Below are 19,585 nucleotides of genomic sequence, written 5' to 3'. Positions count from 1 at the left end.
CCGAGCGTGCCATGCATACCGTGTTTGTTGTCGTGTTACCGATCTTTGCGCTGATTCTGCTCGGTTACCTGTGCCGCAAGACCAACCGCCTGGGGGATAGGGCTGCGTCCGAGATCAATCGCATGGTGGTCTGGCTGTGCCTGCCGGCGCTGCTGTTCAAAGTGACCGCCACCAGTACTTGGGAGCAGATCTGGCAGCCGGGGTTTGTCATGGCCTTCGCCGCAGGGTGCATGCTGGTGTTCTTCGCGACCCTGGCCTGGCGCCTCTATCAGCGCTATAGCCTGGTAGACGCCAGTATTGACGGCTTGAGCGCGGCCTACGCCAACACCGGCTATATCGGCATCCCGTTATGCCTGTTGGTGTTCGGCCAGTCTGGCCTGGAACCGGCGCTGATTTCGTCCCTGGTGGTGGTCTGCGTGCTGTTTGCCGTGGCAGTGGTGTGCATCGAGATCGGCCTGCAGGACGAAAAACACTTTGGCCGGGCCATGTGGACGGTGCTCAAGGCTTTGGCGAAAAACCCCCTGGTGGTCTCGCCCATAGCAGGCGCCTGCTGGGCCTCGACCGGCCTTGGCCTGGCCCAGCCGGTCATGCATTTTCTCGATATGCTCGCCACCGCGACTACGCCCTGCGCGCTGATCTCCCTGGGCCTGTTCCTGGCGCAGAAACAGCAAGGTCGGCAGAGCGGCGCATGGCCGCTGGTGGTGATCAAACTGGTCGGCCAGCCATTGCTCACCGGCTACCTGGCGTTCAAAGTTTTCCACCTGCCGACCCTGTGGGCCCAGGCCGCCTTGCTGCTCAGCGCACTGCCCACCGGCACCGGCCCCTTCATGCTGGCCGAATACTACGAGCGCGAAGCAGGGGTGGTGTCGCGCAGTATTCTGTTGTCGACTCTGTGTTCGCTTGGGACGTTGGCGGTGTGTCTGTATTGGTTGAATATCTGAGTTGCACTGCGAACTACGTAGGACCGGCTTTAGCCGGGAGGGCATCCGATTCAAAGGCGCTCTCCCGGCTAAAGCCGGTCCTACAGATTCGATTCCAATTCAGAGTGGCGTGTGCCCGGAGCGCGCTAGGTTCTGACCACCGCCTGATACTTCGCCACTAATAATCGATGTTGCAAGCGTCTTAGAAAGCCTGCCTCAAAGGCATCGCGCTGTTCGCCCAGTGGATAGGGGTAGCGGGTCTGGACCAGTTGCCACCATAGCGGCACACGGGAAGAGGCTTTCAGCCATTCTTCCGCGCTGGCTGCACCTTGTTCGATTTCCTCGGCGTGATGGACGTCCCAGGGCGTCGGGCTGTCGATATGTTCCCGTGCGGTGACGGAAATAGTCGGGCGCTGGGACTCGGGGATGGTCTTGAGGCGCAGCAATGCCAGGTCGTACAGGCTAAGGCCGTCCTGAATCAGCTTGCTGGCCAGTTGACCTTGGGTGGGATCATGTTCCAGCAGGTTCTTGGCGCCGCCCAGGCACAATTGCGCCGCATGTTGCAGGCGGTGGACGGCTTCGTTCTGGGTCAGTGAGCCGAGGTGAATCATATCGGCTGTAGGAAGGCTGGATAGCAGGCTGTAGTCAATCATGGAGAGGGCCTCCGGGATTGCCGGGTATCAGCTGGCGTAATGGGCGGTGCCCTTGGGTAAAAGGGAGATAATCCATTTCCTTATGTTCCTTCGTGTGATTAAGGAACCGACACCCGCCGTTGCGACACGGGATGGGTGGCGGACCGCGCAAGGGTCGCAAACCGGCACACGAAGGAACGCCGGCCAGGCCGAAGCCTGCCTCACGCGATCCACCATAGAAATGCAGCGGCAGACGCAAATGAAGATAGCGCCAGCGTACGGACTATGGCGCTAATCACGCCTTCGTGTAGTTGCAGGTTGCGACACCTGGCCACAGATTTTGCTGCGGCGGCGACAGGGTAGCGTCGAGTGTGCGGGGGATCAAGGGGTGGGGCCTTACCCTGGACCGATGTGGGACCGGCTTTAGCCGGGAAGACGATACGACAGACGCTAGAAATGTAGTGATCATGCCGACGTCTTCCCGGCTAAAGCCAGTCCCACAAAAAAGCATTTCAATTCAGATGGTTACATTTTGTATTAGAGAATGGTCTTACTCAAACCCATACAGCGCCACTGCGTTATCACGCAGGATCAGGGTGCGTTCGGCCTCGTTCGGCGCCCATTGGCCAAGCAGGTCGAGGATCGCGGCGTCATCGGGTTTCTGCTCGAGCGCCATGGTCGGGTGCGGCCAGTCCGAACCCCAGAGCAGTCGTTGCGGCTTGAGCTTGACCAGTGCGCTGGCCACGGTGCCGACGTCGGCGTAGGTCGGTGCGCCGACTTTCGAGCGGATATAGGGGCCGGACAGCTTGACCCAGACGCGGTCGGTGTCCAGCAGCCGGGTGATGCTCTTGAATGCCGCAGATTCGACGCCTTCGGGTTGCGGCACATGGCCCATATGGTCGATCACCAGGCGTGACGGCAACTTCAACAGACGCGACTCCAGATCGATCAATTGCGTGCCCGGCGCGACGATCTGCACGTTCCAGCCCAGTTCATTGACCCGTGCCGCCAGGCGTTCAAGGTCGCTCAAGGCCGCGCCGCCGTAGCTGAGGTTGAAGCGAATCCCGCGTACCCCGGCGTCATGCAATTGGCTCAAGGCCGTATCGGCAATGCTCCCATCGATCACTGCTACACCCCTTGCCGCGCCCTGGCTGCGGGCCAGGCCGTCGAGCATGCAGCGGTTGTCGGTGCCGTAGGTGGAGGGTGTGACGATGACCATGCGCTTGATGCCCAGGCGCTGCTGCAGTTGCTGGTAGTCGCTGAGCAAGGCGTTGGGCGGACGCAGGGTGGCATCGGCCGCCGCCGGAAAGCGGTCGTCGTACAGATGCATATGGGCATCGACACTGCCGGGTGGTGCGATCAGCCGTGGCCGTTCTTCTCCCGAGGAATAGAGCGTGCGGGCAAAGGCGGGGAGCGTCGCGAAAGCGCCGAGGGAGCCGGCGGCCTGGATAAAGCGACGTCGTGTAAAGGTCATACATGGATTCCTGTCTGGTTTTTATTTGTCTTGTGGTGCGACAGATCATGCATAAAAACGAAATGGTATTCCAATAATATTGATTTTACAGTCTGGTGCGTAGCGACAAAGTACGCCGCCAGCTGGGTCCGCAGGACATTGGATTAGGTATAAAACGGCGAGCTTTCGACCTGCGGTCGCACGACGTGGTTGACGGAAAATCAGCGAGGGGATAATTTTAAACGAAACGCCATTTCAAAATAAAAATACTGGAGTTTCCATGTCCGCGTCATTCCTCCTGCATTCCCCGCTGTTTTGCCCCGTTCCCCAGCCCAAGGAAAAGCCATGAGTTTCTTCGCGCCGCCGCCTTCCGTTACTGCCGAGGTCTTTACCCGCCTGCCTGAGCATTTTCGTGTCAGGCGCAAGACGGCATGGGCCAACGCCAATCGTCAGGGCCGCGAGATTGACTCGTTTCTCGAGGGGCCGTCATTCGATCGCGAAGGGCGCCTGTATGTGACGGACATTCCCTATGGGCGGATTTTCCGTATCGATGGCGACGGCGAATGGGAGCTGATGGCCGAGTACGATGGCTGGCCCAATGGCCTGAAAATCCATCAGGACGGGCGCGTCTTCATCACCGACTACAAGCGCGGCATCATGGTGCTGGACCCGCAGACCGGCGTTGTCACGCCGCTGCTGGAAAACGCCGGATCCGAGGGCTTCAAAGGCGTCAATGACCTGGTGTTCGCCCCCAATGGCGATCTGTATTTCACCGACCAGGGCCAGACCGGGCTGCAGGACCCTACCGGTCGCGTCTACAAACTGACCGCCGACGGTCAGTTGAGCTGCTTGCTCAATACCATTCCCAGCCCCAACGGTATCGTCTTCGACCCGAAGCACAATCACCTGTTGATCGCCGTGACCCGCGCCCAGCAGATCTGGCGCGTGCCCCTGGGCAATGGCCCGCTCACCGGCAAGGTTGGGGTTTTTGCTCAATTGCACGGCGGCCTCGGTGGCCCCGATGGCCTGGCGCTGGATGAGCAGAGCAACCTGTATATCGCCCATACCGGCTTTGGTTCGGTGTGGCGCCTGTCTCCGGTGGGCGAGCCGTTGCTGCGCATCGTGTCCGGCGCAGGCATCAGCAATACCAACCTGGCGTTCGGCGGCGAGGGCAATCGCTACCTGTACATCACCGAATCAGAGACCGGCAGCATCCTGCGCATTCAGGCGCCATTGCCGGGCCTGCAGATGTATTCCCATACCTGACGCGCCGTCAGTCACGTGCTCCCCAACAATTACAAAAGAGCAACGCCATGACCCTGCACACACAGCATGACCCCAACATCCCCTTGAGCGACGCAGAGGGTGAGCAACTGCTCAAGGGCGTCCTGCGCCGGATCGTCCCGTTCATTTTCCTGTGCTACGTGATCAGCTACCTGGATCGCACCAATGTCGGCTTTGCCGCCATCACGATGAACAAGGAATTGGGCCTGACCGCGACGATGTTCGGCTGGGCCGCCGGGCTGTTTTTCTTTGGCTACTTTATCTTTGAAATCCCCAGCAACCTGCTGATGCAGCGCTTTGGCGCTCGGGTCTGGATTGCCCGGATCATGATTACCTGGGGCTTGATTTCCATGGCCACCGCATTCGCCACCGGCCCGGTCAGCTTCGGTATCGCCCGGTTTTTGCTGGGTGTCGCGGAGGCGGGGTTCACCCCCGGCGTCTATCTGTATTTCACCCTGTGGTTTCCCGGAAAATGGCGCGCGCGGGCGACGGCGGCCTTTCTGCTGGGCATTCCGGTCGCCAATATCTTCGGTTCGCCGCTGTCGGGCTGGTTGCTGGATATTCACGGTTTCGCCGGGTTGCAGAGCTGGCAGCTGTTGTTGATTACCGAGGCTCTGCCGGCGCTGTTACTCGGGGTTGCCTGCCTGTTTGTGCTGGTGGATACACCGGCCAAGGCCAAATGGCTGAGTGAGCGGGAGAAGCAGTGGCTCGGCGAGCGTCTGGCCAATGAGCAGCGCGATATGACTGCCCGCTATGGCAACACCTTGCGCGGCGCCCTGACAGACAAGCGGGTCTTCGTCCTGGCCTTTATCAACTTCTGCTGCATTGTCGGTTCGGTGGGCATCGGTATCTGGCTGCCGCAGATCATCAAGGGGCTGGGCATGGGCAATTCCACTGTCGGCTTTGTCGCCGCGATTCCCTATATCACCGGCGCCTGCGCCATGACCCTGTGGGCGCGTCTGGCCAATCGCAGTACGCGGCGCATGCCTTATGTGATCAGTGCTTTGTGCCTGGCGGCCGTGGCGCTGGTGGCGAGCGGTTTTGTCGACGGCGCAGTGTTGAAAGTGGCCTGCCTGAGCGTGGCGGTGGCCAGTATCCTGGCCTTTCAGGCGACGTTCTGGGCAATCCCGTCAAGCTTTCTGACCGGCCGCGCGGCAGCCGGTGGCCTGGCGCTGATCGTGTCCATCGGCAATCTGGGCGGCTTTGCCGGGCCGTCGATGATTGGCTTGATCAAAGACTTCAGCCAGAGCTTCGCCGGGCCGCTGTTTGCCGTGGCCGCAGTGCTGCTGGTCGGCGCGTTGACCATGTTCCTGCTGGGCGACCCGGCCAGCCGTGAGCCGCGTCGGGGTAAAGAGATGGGTGTGGGGGAGGCGGCTGTTACACCATAGAAAATGAAATAAACCCTAGTCCGTGGGAGCCAGGCTTGCCCGCGAAGGCTTCGGTGTGGAGTGTCTGGGATAACGCGTCGTTCAGTTTGCGGGCAAGCCTCGCTCCAACGATCCATACGCCACTGTCCGGTTTTATCCTGGCCAGTGGCGTTCGCGTTTCTAGACTTTGGCGGCTTTTTTCGCCCGGGGTTTGGCCGGGGCGGGGGCGGGTTGTTCTACGGCCAGGGCCTCGCCGCCCAGACTGCGGGTCAGCTCCAGGGCTGCGCTCTGGAACAGCGGGTGCAGGGTCTGGGCCTGTTCGGCGGTCAGGCGGCTGGCCGGTCCGGACAGCACCAATGCGCCGATAAGGTTTTCCCCTGGGCCGAAAATCGGCAGTGCCATGGACGAGGCGTGTGGGTCCGTGGCGCCCACCGAGTAGATCGGCTTGATCATTTTCGCCGCCAGAGAGTAGGGCGTGCGCAGGGCTTCGGCACCGGCGGCACCGTCCATTGGCCGGGTATCGCCCGGTTGCAGATGCAGGCGCAGGTGATGGGGCGAGTTGACCCGGTACAGGCACATCCGGTAAGCGCCATGGCGTACATAGAAGGATGCGGTTTCACCGGTTTCCTGGGTCAGTCGGTGCAGCAGCGGGGTGATATGCCGCTCAAGGTCGAGGCCGTCCTGGTAGACGGTGTTCAGGCGCATGATTTCCGTTGCCAGTTGATAGCGCCCGTCGGCCATGCGGTTGATCAGGCCGTGGTTTTCCAGCGAGACCATCAGCCGCATGATGGTGCTCTTGATCAGCCCGGTGCGGGCGGCCAGTTCGGCCAGTTCCAGGGCGGTATCGCCCACCTTGAATGCGGTCAGCACGGTCAGCACCCGATCAGCCGAAGCAACCCCGGTGACGGCGGGACGCGGGCGGATTTTAACCATTGGATTTCCCCTTGTAGTGGCAGGCATCGGGTGATGCGTTATCAGGCTGCAAAATACTGCCATTACCGCTGAGGGGCAACGTGTAAGTACCTGAGCGGGAAGCCTGTTTGCATCAATGCAGAAGACGCCTGGAAGATTTTCCCGGCAGAAAAAAAGCTGCCGCCCGGATCGACTCCGGGCGGCAGCGATGCAGCGTTGACGATCTACGGTCAGTGCGCGTTGGCTTCCTGCTTGAACTCGGCATTGTCTGCCGATTCACGCTGTTGCCTGCGCCCCATGAGCAGCACCATCACGCCACCCGCCGCACACAGCGCCGCCAGAGGCAGCAGGGCGAGGGCGTAGCTGCCGGTGGCATCATGGATGGTGCCGTAGACGTTGACCATCACGCCGCCACCAATGAGGTTGGCCATGGCGCCAATGGCCGCCAGGCCCGCCGCAGCGGTGGAGGACGAAAGCCAGGTCGAGACCAGCGCCCAGAACGGCCCCTTCATGGAGTAGGCGCCGATCAGCACCATGGACAGCAGGCACACCGTTGCCACCAGGGATGAAGTGACCAGGGCCAGCAGCAACCCGGCAGTGATCAGCAGCAGAGTGAGTGCGGTGTGCCAGCGGCGTTCACCGGTTTTGTCGGAGCTGCGACCCCAGACGATCATCAGCACCGAGGCCAGGCCGTAGGGAATGGCGTTGACCAGGCCGATTTCCAGGTTGCTCAGGCCGAACGTCTTGAGCAATTGCGGCGCCCAGACGCTCATGGTGCTGCCCGCCGCCGAGGCGCCCGAGTAAATCAGTGCCAGCACCCAGATATGCTTGTGTCGCAGCAGTTTCCACAGCGAGATATGGCCGATGGCGGTCTTGCGGCTGCGCTCTTCGTCCAGGCGGCTGGTCAGCCAGGTGCGTTGCTCGGTGCTCAGCCAGTGGGCCTGTTCCGGCCTGTCGGTCAGCACGAACAGGCAGGCGATGCCGAGCAGTGTGGCCGGAATACCTTCAAGAATGAACAGCCAGTGCCAGCCACGCATGCCCAGCCAGCCGTCCATGCTCAGCAGCAGGCCGGACAGGGGCGAGCCGATGAAGTTGGCTCCGGGAATCGCCACCATGAAAATTGCCACCATGCGCCCGCGATAAGCCGCCGGCAGCCAGTAGGTGAGATACAGCAATACGCCCGGGAAGAAACCGGCTTCAGCGGCACCCAGTAGAAAGCGCATGACGTACAGCGAGTTGGCACCCTGCACGAAAGCGGTGCCTGCCGAAACAATGCCCCAGGTGATCATGATCCGGGCGATCCAGACCCTTGCGCCGAATCTCTGCAGGGCCAGATTGCTCGGTACTTCGACGAAGAAATACGAGACGAAGAACAGGCTGCTGGCCAGGCCGAAAATCGCCGGGGTCAGGCCCAGATCCTTGTTCATTTGCAAGGACGCCATGCCGATATTGCCGCGATCGATGATTGCCAGCAGATAACAGAGGATCAGAAACGGTAACAGTCGCCAGGCGACCTTGCGCATGGTCGAGCGCTCGATGGCGCTGATTTCGGTGGAGGTGACGGACATGACTCTCTCCCATTTTGTTTTTTTTGGAGAAGCGATACAGCAATCAGGGCTTCATCGGGTGAAGCCCAGGACGGCGCTGGCTTGATCAGCTCTGGAAGAGATGACGATTGACCACGGCGCGTGGATCCGGTGCGCTGCCGTTCCAGAAATTGACGATCTGCTGTACCGCCAGCAGTCCTACCCGATCCCGTGCTTCGGCAGTATTGGCGCCAACATGTGGGGTCGCGACCAGGGTCGGCAGGCCCCACAACGCTGAATCGGCCGGCGGCGGCTCGGGGTTGAAGGTGTCCAGCCCGGCTCCGGCAATCCGGCGAGTGCCAAGTGCCTCAACGAGGGCGTCGGTGTCAACCAGTTCGCCACGGGCGGTGTTGATCAGGATGCTGTTGGGGCGCATCTGGTTGAACTGCGCGGTGCTGAACAGGTTGCGGTTCTGCTCGGTCAGGGGGCAGTGCAGGCTGATGATATCGCTGTCAGCCACCAGGCTGTCGAAGTCACTGACCAACTCGACGTTGGCTTGGGCCGGCAGCTCCTTGAGGTAGGGGTCGTAGACCTTGACCGTCATGCGCAGCGGCGCAACCAACTCCATGAGAATCCGCCCGATGGAGCCCAGGCCGACCAGGCCGAGGGTCTTGCCCGACAGCTCAATGCCCACGGAAGTGGCCTTGTCCCAATGACCGTCGCGCATCCGCGCATCCAGCAGCGCCGTCTGCCGGGCCACGCTGAACATCAGGGCGAAGGCATGTTCGGCCACCGATTGTGCATTGGCGCCGAGGGCGATGGTCACGGGAATACTGCGCTCGGCGGCGGCGACAATATCGATGGTGTCGTAGCCGACGCCGTGCTTGGCAATGATCTGCAGCTTGGCCGAGGCATTGATCATGTCCCGGGTCAGCTTGCCCTGCCTGACGATGATGGCGTCGGGTTGCTCCCTGGCAATGATCGCGGTCAGTTCGTCTGCCGGGGCGTAAGGCGTGGTGGGAATGACACGGACACCCTGGGCAGCGGCGAAGGCCATGGCCTCGGCGGTCAGTTCGGGTCCGGTCAGGAGAAGGGTTCGGCTCATGTGCACACCTTGGCTTTATTTTGAGTGCGGTTGTGCCATTTGGCGGTCACAACGGTAGACAGAAACTACCATAATGAAATGGCGTTGCAATAAAAATGATTTTCATCGATGTTTTTTCATTCGGGTCGGCCTGCAGCCGAGACAGGCTAAAAGCTTTTACGATCAGGCCTGTACAACGGTCTGGCTCTAGGTTTCGCCTTTCGTCAGAGGGTTCTGTCGGTGCTCAATACGTCGAGTGCCCTTGCAGGAGTGAAATACTGGTGGTAATTTCGAAATGCCGTTCTATTTAAAGAGTTTCCGTTCTGATCTCTACGGCGCCATAAACATAAGAGGAATGCCCCATGTCCATTGGTTTCAGAGTCCTGAAGCAACCACGCAAAGTCGCCGCCGAGTGGGTTGAGCGCTATCGCTCAGTACCGGTCGCCAACGTCAGCGACTCGATGAACCGCATGACAGCCGGTGGCGCCCGCGTCCATGCCATGCACCGCAAAGGCGTGCTGGCAGGCCCGGCGCTGACGGTCAAGGCGCGTCCCGGCGATAACCTGATGCTGCATCACGCACTCGATATCGCTCAGCCGGGCGATGTGATCGTGGTCGACGCAGGGGGCGATCTGAGCAATGCCCTGATCGGTGAAATGATGGTCGCCTATGCGATCAAGAAGGGCGTGGCCGGCATCGTCATCAACGGCGCCATTCGTGACGCAGGTGCCATTGGCGCGGGGGATTTCCCGGTGTTCGCCGCTGGCGTCACTCATCGTGGCCCGTACAAAGATGGCCCGGGTGAAGTCAATGTGGCGATCGCCATTGACGGCATGGTCATCGAGCCGGGCGATCTGGTGATCGGCGATGAAGACGGCTTGCTGTGCGTGCCTTTCGATGAGGTCGCCGAGGTGTATGATCGCGCATCCGCCAAGCATGCCGCCGAGCAGAAACAGCTCGAGCAGATCGCCCAGGGCGAGAACGACCGCACCTGGGTCATGAAGTCTCTCATTCAAAAGGGTTGCCAATTTCCTTCCTGAGCGCTGACGCAAGGGCAGGTGGCAGTTCGCTTATAAAAGGCTTGTTGTGAACGCTGCTCTTCCACGCCAATGGCCAGCGCCGATCCGTGCGCTGAGTCACCCCAATTTCCAGATCTATTTCGTTGGCCAGGGGCTGTCGACCCTGGGCAAGTGGATTCAGCAGGTGGCCCTGTCCTGGCTGGCCTATCACTTGACTGGCTCAGCCGTGTTGTTGGGCACCATCGCCTTCCTGACCCTGTTGCCGCAGTTGCTGGTCGGCCCGCTGGCCGGCGCCTGGGCCGATCGCCATGACAAGCGCCGCCTGCTGATCGGCGTACAGGCTTTGCTCATGCTGCAGTCGCTGCTGCTGGCGGTGCTGACCTGGCAGCACTGGATCGGCCGGGAAGTGATCATTGTTATGGCGCTGGTCCTCGGTCTGCTCAATGCGCTGGAGACGCCGCTGAGACAGGCCTTGATCAGTGGCTTTGTCGATGATCCCAAGGACTTGCCCAACGCTCTGGTGCTCAACGCCATGTTGATCAACGCCGCGCGTTTTATCGGCCCGCCCCTGGCCGGGCTGCTGATCAACGGGTGCGGTGAAGCGGGCTGCTTCCTGCTCACGGCGGTGGCCTTCGGCATGTTGTTGATCGGCCTGGGCAAGGCCCGCAGTAGCCTGCAAGCCAGGGCCAGCGGCTCCACCGGCGAGATCTTCCGTGAAGGCCTGCGCTACCTGTGGGGCACCCTGAGCATTCGTCGGTTGCTGATTACCGTGGTCATGGTCAACCTGCTGGCCTCCTGCTACGCGGTGCTGTTGCCGATTCTGGCGAAAAACGTCTTTGCCGGGGACGCGCAAACCCTCGGCTGGCTATGGGGCGCCGCCGGGGCCGGGGCTTTTGTCGCGACACTGTTTCTTGCCTTCGCGGGCAGCTCGTCGAACCTGCAACGGGTTATCGTCGGCGGGACCATCACCTGCGCGTTGTCGCTCTGCGCTGTGGCTGCCAATCTGCCGCTGCTGCTGACCCTGCTTGCCTTGGCCGGCCTGGGTTTCGGCATCACCGTCAGCAACGTCAGCACCAACATGACCCTGCAAAGCACCGCCCCCGAAGCCCTGCGCGGCCGGGTGATCGCCTTCTATATCGCCATGCGCTTCGGCTTCGAAGCGATTGGCGGCTTGATGGCCGGGCTGCTGGCGGCGGCGCTGAGTGTGCAGTGGACGCTGGCGATTGCCGGGGTGTTGTTGCTGGGGTATCAGGTTGTGCTGTGGGTGGTTGGGCGCAGGTTCGTGTAGGAGTGGCTTTAGCCGCGAGAGCGCCCTCCCTGCTAAAGCCGGTCCTACGGTCCTCTATTTGCCAGGCCATCGTGCTGTGTCAAACACTTATGCGATTCAATCCTGCACAATCAACCCATGCTGCTGCGCCACATCCTTGTAAATGCCCTCCCGTCGTACCTCAGCCAACGCGTCGTTGAACCTTTCCATAAGCGCTTGTGCCTCTGGGTAGCGCGGCGAGGTCATAAGGTAGTTATTGCCCACCGCCAATGGCGTTTCCAGCGTATGGAAATCGGCCTGTTCTTGTGCAGGGAAGTTCTTGCGGATCATGTCCCAGCCGATATTGTCGACGGCGGGGACCATGTCGACACGGCCGGCGCGCAGTTTCAGAAAACTCTGTTCTTCGTTGTTGGCCAGGTCCAGGGCCAGACCTGCTTGAGCAAACAGGCTTTCATAGTAATAACTGCGCACGCCACCCATGCGGTAGGGCTTGAGTTCGCTCAGGCGCTGGAAGGTCTTGGGGAAGTGCGCGCCATTGGGGTTGTAGTAAAACAGCAGGGTTTGCTTGGCAAACAGCGATTGCGAGAACAGGAATTTGCTGTTGCGCTCGGGTGTGGGGACGTAGGGCATGGTCGCCCAGACTTGCAGGTTGTCGACGGCCAGTTCGCAGCGGGGCCAGGGCATGAAACGGAACTCGAAGGTCACGCCCATTTCCCTGGCGACGTGGCCGAGCAGGTCGGTGAGGAAGCTGTTCTGTGGGTTTTCGCTGATGTAGGGCGGGGCTTCGTTGGTGGCGATAACCAGGACCTGGGGGGCGGCCTGTGCGGTAACGCAGTTGAGTGCAGTGAGGCAGAGCAGCAACAGGCTTTGCACGCACATCTGTCGCAGCGCCTGAACGGCGGTTCTGGTCTGTCTGATCGCCATGCCCATCCGTTTGAGGGGGTGTTTATTCACCCTGGATGATTTTAGGCAGGTAACGGCATGTATCGTCCAACAATTTCTCTGATTATTGTAGAGGGTAAGAGGATTTAATCTGTGGGACCGGCTTTAGCCGGGAATACGCCTTCCCGGCTAAAGCCGGTCCCACAGGTTGGCCATTTCGGTGATGCGCTAAACAGCTATCTCCACGATGCTGCCATTAAGCCTCACTGGCCATACCTTCAACTGCTGCTCCGGATACTCCAGGCACTGCCCGTCGCTCAGGCGAAAGTGCTGCTTATATAAAGGCGAGGCAATCACCAGTTCGCCGGCCAGTTGGCCGATCAGGCCGCGACCAATCACATTGGCCTCGGACTTGGGGTCGCGGTTGTCGATGGCGAACACTTGCTGTTCGGTCTCGGGCAGGTAGAACAGGGCGATCTGTTCGTCGTTCAGCAGCGCGACGACGCCGGAGTTGGCGACCAGATCGCCGTGCTGACACAACGCTTGCCAGGTGATTGAGTGATGGTTGCTCATGCCAGGTTCTCCTCGGTAGCGCGGGCGATCAATTGCAGTTCTTCGCTGCGGGCCGGGCGGCGCTGGCCGCGTTCGCGGACGAATTGCACGGCCGGGTCGCCGCCTTTCTGGTTGACGAAAGTGCGGAAGCGTTTGAGTTTTTCCTCGTCCTGCAGGGTGTTGGCCCATTCGCATTCATAGGTGTCGACCACCTGTTGCATCTGCGCCTCCAGCTCGTCGCCCAGGCCCAGGCTGTCTTCGAGGATGACGTCCTTGAGGTAGTCCAGGCCGCCTTCCAGGGACTCACGCCAGACCGAGGTGCGTTGCAGTTTGTCGGCGGTGCTGATGTAGAACATCAAGACACGGTCGATGATGCGGATCAGGCTTTCGTCGTCCAGGTCGGTGGCGAACAGTTCGGCGTGACGCGGGCGCATGCCGCCGTTGCCGCAGACGTAGAGGTTCCAGCCGTGCTCGGTGGCGATCACGCCGATGTCCTTGCTCTGGGCTTCGGCGCATTCGCGGGTGCAGCCGCTGACGGCGAATTTGATCTTGTGCGGGCTGCGCAGACCTTTGTAGCGATTCTCCAGGCGCAGGGCCATGGCCACGCTGTCCTGTACGCCGTAACGGCACCAGGTGCTGCCGACGCAGGATTTCACGGTGCGCAGGGACTTGCCGTAGGCGTGACCGGTCTCGAAGCCGGCGGCGATCAGTTCGCTCCAGATATCCGGCAGCTCGTGCAGTTGTGCGCCGAACAGGTCGATGCGCTGGCCGCCGGTGATCTTGGTGTAGAGGTCGTATTTCTGCGCCACTGCGCCAATCGCGATCAGGCCCTGAGGAGTGATTTCACCGCCGGGAATGCGCGGCACCACCGAGTAGGTGCCGTTTTTCTGCATGTTGGCCATGAAGGTGTCGTTGGTGTCTTGCAGGGGGATCAGGGCCTTGGCGGTGATCTGCTCGTTCCAGCACGAAGCGAGAATCGAGCCGACTGCCGGCTTGCAGACATCGCAGCCGATATGGCCCTTGCCGTGACGGTCGAGCAAGGCTTCGAACGTACGAATGCCTTCAACCCGGACGAAGTGGTACAGCTCCTGACGGGTATGGGCGAAGTGTTCGCACAGGCTCTTGTCCACGGCGACGCCTCGGGCGCTCAGTTCATGCTCGACCACCTGCTTGATCAGCGCCTGGCAGCCGCCGCAACCGGTGGCGGCCTTGGTGCAGGCCTTGACCGAGGCAACATCGCTGCAGCCACTGTCGATGGCGGCGCAGACCTGGCCCTTGCTGACGTTATGGCAGGAGCACAGGGTGGCGGTGTCGGGCAGGGCGGCGGCGCCCAGTACCGGCGCGCCTTCACCTGCGGGCATGATCAGCGCCGCAGGGTCGGCGGGCAGGGTGATGCCGTTCTGCGCGTATTGCAGCAGGGTGTCGTAGTAACTGTTATCACCGACCAGTACCGCGCCAAGGACATGTTTGCCGTCAGCACTGACCACCAGGCGCCGGTAGCTGCCGGTGAGTTCGTCGATGTAGCGATAGCTGCGCGAGCCGGGCAGGGCGCCATGGGCATCACCGATGGAGCCGACATCGACGCCAAGCAGCTTGAGTTTGGTCGACATGTCCGCACCCTGGAACGACGCGCCTTCGTCACCGCACAATTGCGCGGCGACGCTGCGGGCCATCTGATAGCCCGGCGCGACCAGGCCGAAAATACTGCCATTCCAGGCCGCGCATTCGCCGATGGCATGGATGGCCGGGTCGCTGGTCAGGCACTGGCCGTCAATCGCCACGCCGCCGCGCTCGCCCAGTTGCAGCTCGCTGCTGCGGGCCAGGGCGTCCTGGGGCCGGATGCCGGCGGAGAACACGATAATGTCGGTTTCCAGGTGAGTGTCGCCGGCGAAATTCATCCGGTAGCGATAGTCCTCGCCCGCCGTGATGGACTGGGTGGCCTTGGACAGGTGCACGCCGACGCCGAGATCCTCGATACGTTTTTTCAGCGCCGCACCGCCGAAGTCATCCAGCTGTACGGGCATCAGCCGTGGCGCGAACTCCACCACATGGGCTTCCAGGCCGAGAGACTTCAGGGCATTGGCGGCTTCCAGGCCGAGCAGGCCTCCACCGACCACTACGCCCCGGCGCTTGCCTTCAGCGGCGGCGCGGATGGCGTCGAGATCATCGAGGGTGCGATAGACCAGGCGCGATGCTCCTTCGGCGCCCTCAACCGGCGGCACGAACGGATAAGAGCCCGTGGCCAGGACCAGTCGGTCGTAGGCAAAGGCGCCCAGCGTTGTAGTGATTTGCTTGGTTGCGCGGTCGATTGCCAGCACCGGCGTGCCCAGGTGCAGGGTCAGGCCCGGCTGTTGATACAGCTCGGCATCGCTCATGGCCAAGGCTTCGCAGTCGCTGCCGCTGAAGTATTCGGACAGGTGCACGCGGTCATAGGCGCGTTGGCGTTCCTCACCGAAGACCAGCACCTGGTACTGTTCCAGGGCGCCATTGGCAATCAGTTGCTCGACGCAATGGTGGCCGACCATACCGTTGCCGATCACGATCAGGACAGGTCGTTCAGTGGAATGAGTGAGTGCGTTCATGGGTATTCCCCCGGTCAGGCTTTGATCTGGTTTTCAGGCGCGCAAAAAAAAGCGCCCCAGACCTTTCGGTCTCGGGCGCCTTTGCCAAATAGAGAGGCTGCTTGTTCTGGGCAGCGACAGGAGTGACTAAGCAGGCTTTGTGCCAAGGTGCCGGACGCGGCGAAAACCGGGGTGTTGAAGAGGGTGTCGAGGTGATAGAGGTCCGTTATTGCCCCGCGCTGGGGCGTCGCGCTCCGTGATGGTGCTGCGAGTTCACTCCTGAGCCTGGGCCAGAAAGCGTTCGGCCATGTCGATCAGGCGTACGCCATTATTCATGGCGGCCTGTTGCATATGCTTATGAGCGGCCGGTTCGTCCAGTTGGAAACGGCTCATCAACAGGCGCTTGGCCTGCTCGATGGTTTTGCGCTCGGCCAGGGCGCTGCGGGCGGACTTGAGCTCGTCGCTGAGGCGATGCATGTGCCGTGACTGCTTCTGCAGCAATTCGAGTAGCGAGTGTTGCAGCGGGTCTTCAGCACTGGCCTGATCAAGGCTGCGCCCCTGCACGCTGAACAACAGCGGCTGAGGATCGACGGCGCGGGTGGCCAGGCGACTCAGCAGCGTGCGATGGTTGTCCAGTTCCTTGGCCGCGCGGTCCAGACGCTCCTGGCAGAGCTGGCGCAGGCCATCGGCGAGCAGCCCTTCAACACTGTGCATAGCGTCGATGCGCTGGCTGCACAGGTCAAACCACAGCTCGGCCAGACCCGGGTCCACGGTCTGTTCGGCGCTGGTGCGGCGGGCCATTTGCCGTAGTTGTTGCAACTGTCCGGCGTCGGCCTCGATCTGCTCCCAGCGTTGCTGCGCAACACTGTCGGCGTACTGACTGAATACCTCGCTGCAGCGCAGTTGGCTGCAACGCAAATGTTCCATCTGTTCGTGGCGCGCCGGGTCGAAGTAGCCGTTGGAAAAACCGACCGCCCCGCAGGCGCGCTCTTGGCCGGAAAGCTCCTTGCACTGCATGAAGTTGAACATGGCCACCAGGGCCCGAGTGATCTGCGGGTCGATGGCGGTGTCGGCGGCTTCGAACACCACGGCCAGCAGGCTGGCGATCAGGCGGCTGAAATTCTCGGTGGAGTCGACCACCGTGACGTTGACATCACGGACCTTGCGGCGCAGCGGCGGGAGGTCGTCCAGGCTGTGCAACATGTAGGCGAGGCGGTGGCAGAGACGCGCGCGGTCGGCGCCTTCGATATCCATCTGGTCCAGGTAACCGCGCACTGCCTGCTCGCACAGGCGCGCTTCGTCGCTGATCTGATCAAGGGTTGCCAGCAAGCGTGGCTGAGGCTGGCCGAGATACAGATTGGAAAAACCGCGTTCGCGCTGCATGGCATGCACCAGATTGCTCAGCAACGTGACCAGGGTGCAGGTGCGGGACAGCGCATCCAGGCCCTGCTTTTCGCAGCGACTGGCAGCGAGCATGAAACGCAGGGTGGCGGGCAGTTGTGGGTCTTGCATGTGAGGCTCCGATTCGCGTGGTGCATGGATTCCCATAGGCAAGAAAGGCGCCAATGCAGGGAGCAGCTGCAATCCGCGCTCAAGGTCAACTCCGTTACGGCTACCTCTAAGGCGAGCTGTTCCTCGCCCTGTGACTGACGAACCTGGCTGGTGTCTTGCAGCCACGGCGTTGTCAAAAATCAGAACAACCAGTCGACTAAAAGCTCACCGCCGGAAACCTCAAGCACTGTTCCGGTGACATAGGGATTGGTCATCAGAAATACCGCAGCGTGGCCGATATCGGCGATTGTGCCGACACGCCGGGCCGGGAACTTCGCTCTGACCCTGGCACGGATTGCTTCAACGTCGTCGGACGGCAGGGCATCCCAGAATTCTGTGTCGATAAAGCCAGGGCGTATGGTATTGACCCGGATGGGCGCCAGCTCCAGAGCGAGAGACTGCGACAAGGCATCCACCGCCGCGAATGTCGACGTCACTGCAGCCAGGCCGACTTTTGCCCTCGCACCGGTACCTCCTGTGAGAAACGTCATTGAGCCACCGGTTGCAAGGTGCGGCGCGGCGTAACGAGCGCAAGCCCAGGTGCCGAGAAACTTGCCATCCAGATAGCCACGTACACCCTGCATGTCCGAATCCATGAACGAGCCCCAAGATCCGATTTCCGGTCCTGCGGTTACAACGAGGTGGTCGATTTGTCCAATTGCTTCGAACGCGGCCCGGACTGCGGCCTCGTCACGCATGTCCAGGCGGACATGGTCAAACATGGAAAGATCGGGCCCGTGATCGACCGAACCATCCCGGCGACTGGCGACAGTGACGTGCGCACCCGCTGCGTGAGCTGCCTGGGCGACACCGAGACCGATCGCCCTTTTGCCGCCGACGACCACCACGTGTTTACCCGCGAGGTCAAACGACAGAGGTGCAGGGCTTGTTGGTGCTAATGCAATGTTACTCATATCCAATTCTCCTTGTGCGCTAAGAATACGTGCCGTCACGGACTCAAATTTGTGATGCCGTCATGTTGAGGTGAAGAATGGATCAAGACAATAATGCGAATATTCGGAACATCTCGGACAAATATTCTCAAGCGGGCAGATGATGGGATCTTTGAGTGGTATTGAATTTTTCGTGCAGGCGGCAGAGACCCGAAGCTTCTCCGAGGCGGGACGCAATCTGGGGGTCTCATCGTCGACCGTTGGAAAAAGCGTTTCCAGACTGGAACAGCGCTTAGGTATTCGCCTGTTTCATCGTAGTACTCGCACCATCACACTCACGGCTGAGGGGGAAATGTTCCTTGAGCGTTGTCGGCGCATTCTGTCTGAGGTCGAAGCTGCTGAGCTGGAGCTTTGCGAAACGCACGCGGTGCCGCGTGGGCGACTGCGTATCAGTCTTCCGTTAGCCAAAGAACTGGTAATGGCTACGCTGACTGCGTTCATGCGCCGTTATCCTGCTATCACGCTGGACGTGGATTTCTCGGATCGGCTGGTAGATGTCATTGACGAAGGTTTCGACGTGGTTGTGCGCACGAGTGAGATTTTTGATTCACGTCTCATGTCCCGAACGCTTGGTGATTATAGGCTGCTGCTAGTAGCCTCCCCGGCTTACCTGGAGCAGCGGGGAACACCGGCCAGTCCCGCTGAACTGGCGTACCACGCCTGCCTGCAGCACAGAGTTCCAACCGCAGGCATCCTGGAGCGTTGGCCTCTTAGAGCCGTAGAAGGAGAGATGGATTGGGTCCTGCCAACCTCAATGGTGTGCAATACCCCTGCTGCACTTCTGGACATAGCCGTTTCAGGGCTAGGTATCGCTTGTCTGCCAGACTTTATGGTGCGAGGCGCCGTTGAGCGGGGCGAGTTGGTTGAGATACTCGCTCCACACGTCGAACACCGCGGTACCTTTACGCTGCTTTGGCCGTCGAGCAAGTTCCTGTCACCGAAGATCCGGGTATTCATCGATTTCATCGTCGAAAACTTCGGTTTGACGTGAGCCGGCAACCCTATGTGTTTGATGAACGCTGCTTGCGGCGAGCGCTGAAACGGGACGATTACAGATGACGACATCACTTGGCTCCCACGAGGTTTTCATCATCCGACCGAAAATAGGCATCGGTCGCTTGCTCCTTGTCCCACTGCTTCGCCAGATACCTTGGGGCATCACGGCAGTCTTGTGCATCAGCTTATCGACCGGACTGTCGTTACCTGGGAGGGAATGGCCGGGCATCATCCTCTCGAGCCTTGTTGTAATGGGGTGGGTATATCGACTGGGCAGAGATATCAGGGAGCATGCTTCACTGGCTGTGGAGTCTTCCGGCGTGGCTTTGCTCGGCGGATATCGGCTAGCAAAACGCACACCGCTGCGCGTAGTGCTCAAACCCAACGGCCGCCCGGCAACTTTTCTTACGTCCTACAGCAACTATGTCGAGTATGAAAACGGGCGCTTGCTGATCGCTTGCCGTGTCGTCGGAAAAAAACTCAATCAACAGAAACAGCTTGCCTGTGAGCTGGCGGCGTTTCTGGGCGTATTTGCATATGTCGATGATGGTTCCGGACGATTGAAACGGTTAGCCGGGCAATAGCGAGGTTCCTGGCGCAACTGGGCAAATCAAGCTTTTTCCATT

The 19,585-nt window shown here is 60.7% G+C and carries 17 protein-coding genes; 7 read left to right on the top strand and 10 right to left on the bottom strand.

Annotated features, from left to right (window positions below; all coding sequences use genetic code 11):
• Window positions 1-11: 11 nt before the first annotated feature.
• The gene (locus AC1Z24_RS18100) at window positions 12-941 is read left to right on the top strand and encodes an AEC family transporter (protein ID WP_483742030.1); all 930 of its coding nucleotides are present in this window, start codon (window positions 12-14) and stop codon (window positions 939-941) included.
• A 125-nt stretch (window positions 942-1,066) separates the two neighbouring features.
• On the opposite strand, the gene AC1Z24_RS18095 is transcribed toward AC1Z24_RS18100, so the two are convergent.
• Together AC1Z24_RS18095 and AC1Z24_RS18090 are read right to left on the bottom strand one after the other, a co-directional pair.
• Entirely contained in the window at window positions 1,067-1,573 is a 507-nt protein-coding gene (locus AC1Z24_RS18095; RefSeq protein WP_483742029.1) for a LasR-specific antiactivator QslA, read from the bottom strand.
• Window positions 1,574-2,102: 529 nt separating this feature from the next.
• Window positions 2,103-3,026: an amidohydrolase family protein gene (locus tag AC1Z24_RS18090; protein WP_483742028.1), complete on the bottom strand. Its 924-nt coding sequence runs from the start codon at window positions 3,024-3,026 to the stop codon at window positions 2,103-2,105.
• Between the two features lie 324 nt (window positions 3,027-3,350).
• Between AC1Z24_RS18090 and AC1Z24_RS18085 the strand changes: the two genes are divergently transcribed.
• Together AC1Z24_RS18085 and AC1Z24_RS18080 are read left to right on the top strand one after the other, a co-directional pair.
• Window positions 3,351-4,271 carry an SMP-30/gluconolactonase/LRE family protein gene (locus AC1Z24_RS18085; protein WP_483742027.1) on the top strand — a complete coding sequence of 307 codons (921 nt, stop codon included), beginning with the start codon at window positions 3,351-3,353 and terminating at the stop codon, window positions 4,269-4,271.
• A gap of 47 nt (window positions 4,272-4,318) precedes the next feature.
• The gene (locus AC1Z24_RS18080; protein WP_483742026.1) at window positions 4,319-5,677 is read left to right on the top strand and encodes an MFS transporter; all 1,359 of its coding nucleotides are present in this window, start codon (window positions 4,319-4,321) and stop codon (window positions 5,675-5,677) included.
• A gap of 159 nt (window positions 5,678-5,836) precedes the next feature.
• On the opposite strand, the gene AC1Z24_RS18075 is transcribed toward AC1Z24_RS18080, so the two are convergent.
• The 3 genes from AC1Z24_RS18075 to AC1Z24_RS18065 form a co-directional block, all read right to left on the bottom strand.
• On the bottom strand, window positions 5,837-6,589 hold the full coding sequence (locus tag AC1Z24_RS18075; protein WP_483742025.1) for an IclR family transcriptional regulator: 753 nt from the start codon (window positions 6,587-6,589) through the stop codon (window positions 5,837-5,839).
• A gap of 209 nt (window positions 6,590-6,798) precedes the next feature.
• Entirely contained in the window at window positions 6,799-8,136 is a 1,338-nt protein-coding gene (locus tag AC1Z24_RS18070; RefSeq protein WP_483742024.1) for an MFS transporter, read from the bottom strand.
• 85 nt (window positions 8,137-8,221) lie between these two features.
• A complete protein-coding gene (locus AC1Z24_RS18065; RefSeq protein WP_483742023.1) occupies window positions 8,222-9,199 on the bottom strand; it encodes a hydroxyacid dehydrogenase in 978 nt (325 codons plus the stop codon).
• 341 nt (window positions 9,200-9,540) lie between these two features.
• Between AC1Z24_RS18065 and AC1Z24_RS18060 the strand changes: the two genes are divergently transcribed.
• Complete coding sequence (locus AC1Z24_RS18060; RefSeq protein WP_483742022.1) at window positions 9,541-10,218, top strand: RraA family protein; 678 nt, start codon at window positions 9,541-9,543, stop codon at window positions 10,216-10,218.
• Window positions 10,219-10,264: 46 nt separating this feature from the next.
• A complete protein-coding gene (locus AC1Z24_RS18055) occupies window positions 10,265-11,485 on the top strand; it encodes an MFS transporter (RefSeq protein ID WP_483742021.1) in 1,221 nt (406 codons plus the stop codon).
• A 96-nt stretch (window positions 11,486-11,581) separates the two neighbouring features.
• On the opposite strand, the gene AC1Z24_RS18050 is transcribed toward AC1Z24_RS18055, so the two are convergent.
• The 5 genes from AC1Z24_RS18050 to AC1Z24_RS18030 form a co-directional block, all read right to left on the bottom strand.
• A complete protein-coding gene (locus AC1Z24_RS18050; protein ID WP_483742020.1) occupies window positions 11,582-12,388 on the bottom strand; it encodes a substrate-binding periplasmic protein in 807 nt (268 codons plus the stop codon).
• Window positions 12,389-12,574: 186 nt separating this feature from the next.
• Entirely contained in the window at window positions 12,575-12,919 is a 345-nt protein-coding gene (gene nirD / locus AC1Z24_RS18045; protein WP_483742019.1) for a nitrite reductase small subunit NirD, read from the bottom strand.
• On the bottom strand, window positions 12,916-15,480 hold the full coding sequence (gene nirB, locus AC1Z24_RS18040; RefSeq protein ID WP_483742018.1) for a nitrite reductase large subunit NirB: 2,565 nt from the start codon (window positions 15,478-15,480) through the stop codon (window positions 12,916-12,918). Before nirB ends, nirD begins: the two co-directional genes overlap by 4 nt.
• A gap of 252 nt (window positions 15,481-15,732) precedes the next feature.
• Window positions 15,733-16,971, bottom strand: a complete 1,239-nt coding sequence (locus AC1Z24_RS18035) for a nitrate- and nitrite sensing domain-containing protein (protein ID WP_483742017.1) — start codon at window positions 16,969-16,971, stop codon at window positions 15,733-15,735.
• Window positions 16,972-17,150: 179 nt separating this feature from the next.
• The gene (locus tag AC1Z24_RS18030; protein WP_483742016.1) at window positions 17,151-17,924 is read right to left on the bottom strand and encodes an SDR family oxidoreductase; all 774 of its coding nucleotides are present in this window, start codon (window positions 17,922-17,924) and stop codon (window positions 17,151-17,153) included.
• A gap of 142 nt (window positions 17,925-18,066) precedes the next feature.
• Between AC1Z24_RS18030 and AC1Z24_RS18025 the strand changes: the two genes are divergently transcribed.
• Together AC1Z24_RS18025 and AC1Z24_RS18020 are read left to right on the top strand one after the other, a co-directional pair.
• Window positions 18,067-18,954: a LysR family transcriptional regulator gene (locus AC1Z24_RS18025; RefSeq protein ID WP_483746662.1), complete on the top strand. Its 888-nt coding sequence runs from the start codon at window positions 18,067-18,069 to the stop codon at window positions 18,952-18,954.
• Between the two features lie 64 nt (window positions 18,955-19,018).
• A complete protein-coding gene (locus AC1Z24_RS18020) occupies window positions 19,019-19,543 on the top strand; it encodes a hypothetical protein (protein WP_483742015.1) in 525 nt (174 codons plus the stop codon).
• Window positions 19,544-19,585 lie beyond the last annotated feature (42 nt).

The sequence above is a fragment of the Pseudomonas sp. JL23 genome (assembly GCF_056933585.1).
This window is presented reverse-complemented; position numbering and strand designations above follow the sequence as displayed.

Coding starts and splice junctions, on each gene's coding strand:
- AC1Z24_RS18100 (WP_483742030.1), top strand. CDS start 12: ATGCATACCGTGTTTGTTGTCGTGTTACCGATCTTTGCGCTGATTCTG.
- AC1Z24_RS18095 (WP_483742029.1), bottom strand. CDS start 1,573: ATGATTGACTACAGCCTGCTATCCAGCCTTCCTACAGCCGATATGATT.
- AC1Z24_RS18090 (WP_483742028.1), bottom strand. CDS start 3,026: ATGACCTTTACACGACGTCGCTTTATCCAGGCCGCCGGCTCCCTCGGC.
- AC1Z24_RS18085 (WP_483742027.1), top strand. CDS start 3,351: ATGAGTTTCTTCGCGCCGCCGCCTTCCGTTACTGCCGAGGTCTTTACC.
- AC1Z24_RS18080 (WP_483742026.1), top strand. CDS start 4,319: ATGACCCTGCACACACAGCATGACCCCAACATCCCCTTGAGCGACGCA.
- AC1Z24_RS18075 (WP_483742025.1), bottom strand. CDS start 6,589: ATGGTTAAAATCCGCCCGCGTCCCGCCGTCACCGGGGTTGCTTCGGCT.
- AC1Z24_RS18070 (WP_483742024.1), bottom strand. CDS start 8,136: ATGTCCGTCACCTCCACCGAAATCAGCGCCATCGAGCGCTCGACCATG.
- AC1Z24_RS18065 (WP_483742023.1), bottom strand. CDS start 9,199: ATGAGCCGAACCCTTCTCCTGACCGGACCCGAACTGACCGCCGAGGCC.
- AC1Z24_RS18060 (WP_483742022.1), top strand. CDS start 9,541: ATGTCCATTGGTTTCAGAGTCCTGAAGCAACCACGCAAAGTCGCCGCC.
- AC1Z24_RS18050 (WP_483742020.1), bottom strand. CDS start 12,388: ATGGCGATCAGACAGACCAGAACCGCCGTTCAGGCGCTGCGACAGATG.
- nirD (WP_483742019.1), bottom strand. CDS start 12,919: ATGAGCAACCATCACTCAATCACCTGGCAAGCGTTGTGTCAGCACGGC.
- nirB (WP_483742018.1), bottom strand. CDS start 15,480: ATGAACGCACTCACTCATTCCACTGAACGACCTGTCCTGATCGTGATC.
- AC1Z24_RS18035 (WP_483742017.1), bottom strand. CDS start 16,971: ATGCAAGACCCACAACTGCCCGCCACCCTGCGTTTCATGCTCGCTGCC.
- AC1Z24_RS18030 (WP_483742016.1), bottom strand. CDS start 17,924: ATGAGTAACATTGCATTAGCACCAACAAGCCCTGCACCTCTGTCGTTT.
- AC1Z24_RS18025 (WP_483746662.1), top strand. CDS start 18,067: ATGGGATCTTTGAGTGGTATTGAATTTTTCGTGCAGGCGGCAGAGACC.
- AC1Z24_RS18020 (WP_483742015.1), top strand. CDS start 19,019: ATGACGACATCACTTGGCTCCCACGAGGTTTTCATCATCCGACCGAAA.